The organism is Companilactobacillus halodurans, from assembly GCF_009600985.1.
GTDB lineage: Bacteria > Bacillota > Bacilli > Lactobacillales > Lactobacillaceae > Companilactobacillus > Companilactobacillus halodurans.
The window spans coordinates 1-1,332 of sequence record NZ_VDFP01000156.1 but is presented as its reverse complement, the minus strand read 5'-3'; the positions used below and the strand labels follow the sequence as shown (position 1 = coordinate 1,332).

Sequence of the window (1,332 nt, the reverse complement as noted above, 5' to 3'; positions counted from 1 at the left end):
GAAAGAATTCGTTATGCGGATAAGCAACCGATTTGTTTTGAAGTTGCGACTATTCCGATTGAAATTGTTAATAGCCTGAATAAAAAAGACATCACGTCTTCACTGTATAAGGCACTTGAGGATAAAGCTGGTTTAAAATTAGGTGACGCTACACAAACTGTTTCAGCTATTTTAGCATCCGAAAAGATTGCTAATTTCTTAAACGTAAAACGTGGCTCGGCTATTTTGAGGGTTCGTCAAGTTACAACATTAGACGATGATCGACCTTTCGAATACGTTCGTTCACAATATGCCGGAGATCGGTTTGAATTTTACTTAGAGAGATAATTTTTAAATTTGAAGGATTTAAAAGCATTTTGTTATTGTTAGGATGTTGTGAAAATAATAGATATTTAATTTCTTTCAAATTCGTTTTAAGGTAAGATATAACCTGATATGTTTTTTAAATTTTTAACTGGGAGTCACTTATGCAAAGCTTTATAAAAAAGTACAGTATCTTCTTGATGCTATATATTGTTTTTCAACCTGTATTAGATGCTGTTACCGGACTGATGGCTCAAGCACATATTAATATTACCTTCGGGGTTTTGATACGCATGGCTGTGATGGCTGTGACCGTATTTTATATTCTGATTTTCTTGATACTTAATAGGGATAATAAACATGGGTTTCGAGTCATCGCGTATTTCGTAGTTTTAGGAATAGTTTCGGTGATTAGTTTAATTGTAAATTACAAACAAAAAGAATTATTTATACCATCGCTAGAATTAACAACTTTGGCAAAAAGTGTGTACTATCCAATCATGTTGCTAGGATACTTTTATGCCTTTGAAGAATTGGCTGAGGATCGAATCATCAACCGTTTCTTTCCAAAAGTAATTTTTTATGCTGTGAATATCATCAGTATTATCATGATTATCGCTCATTTTACTAACACAAGTTTCAGTTCATATGCTTACTATAAGCTAGGTGAAAGTGGCTGGTTCTACGCTGCTAATGAGTTGAGTGCGATTGTTTCAATTGCCTTTCCAATCATGGTTTGGTACGCATTGAAAAAAATTAGCAATTGGTCGAGAATTTATTATTGGCTGACAATTATTTTAGCAATCTATGCCGCCTTGTTGATTGGTACAAAGGGATCACTATTGGCAATTCTCTTTGGTACATGTATGGCAATTTTAGCCGCTGTGATCCACTTCTTCCAAGACAGTAGCAGACGTAAATTTAACGCCGGAATTGTAGTGCTATTAGGTTTGACCTTAGGTGGAGTTTTTGCAGCATATCCAGCTATGGCCGTATCAAGAACAGCCGAATTGCATAGTGATATGATCA

General features: G+C 34.9%; 2 protein-coding genes. Both read left to right on the top strand.

Annotation, left to right across the window (positions count from 1 at the left end; genetic code table 11):
* On the top strand, positions 1 to 327 hold a 327-nt coding region (locus tag FHL06_RS13240; RefSeq protein WP_153387082.1), incomplete at its 5' end, for a GntR family transcriptional regulator.
* Positions 328 to 467: 140 nt separating this feature from the next.
* On the top strand, positions 468 to 1,332 hold an 865-nt coding region (locus FHL06_RS13235), incomplete at its 3' end, for an O-antigen ligase family protein (protein WP_192918003.1).